This is a genomic window from Streptomyces katrae (assembly GCF_000966975.1).
GTDB classification, from domain to species: Bacteria; Actinomycetota; Actinomycetes; order Streptomycetales; family Streptomycetaceae; genus Streptomyces; species Streptomyces katrae.
The window spans coordinates 1-255 of the sequence record NZ_JZWV01001625.1; the positions used below are offsets into that span (position 1 = coordinate 1).

Consider the following 255-nt stretch of genomic DNA (forward strand, 5'->3'; position numbering starts at 1 on the left):
CCGCAGGGGCGTGTCTTCCTCCTCGGCGACAACCGCGGCAACTCGGCGGACTCCCGCTTCCGCCTGCGGACCACGCCGGGCGGCACCGCGCCGGTCGCACAGGTGCTCGGGGTGGCCCTTCCCCAGGAGGAGACCCTGCGTGTCGGGGTCCTCTACGGCTGGCTGATCATCGTCGGCGTCCTGGCCCTGCCGGCGTCCGCCGTTCTGGGCGTCGTCTGGCTGCTGCTCCGCCGACGGCGGGCGGCCGTGCAGGGG

Annotated in this window: 1 protein-coding gene; it reads left to right on the plus strand. The window is 75.3% G+C overall.

What is annotated here, in order from left to right:
- A partial coding sequence (locus VR44_RS39700; protein ID WP_045952560.1) for a S26 family signal peptidase occupies positions 1 to 255 on the plus strand: 255 nt, incomplete at both ends.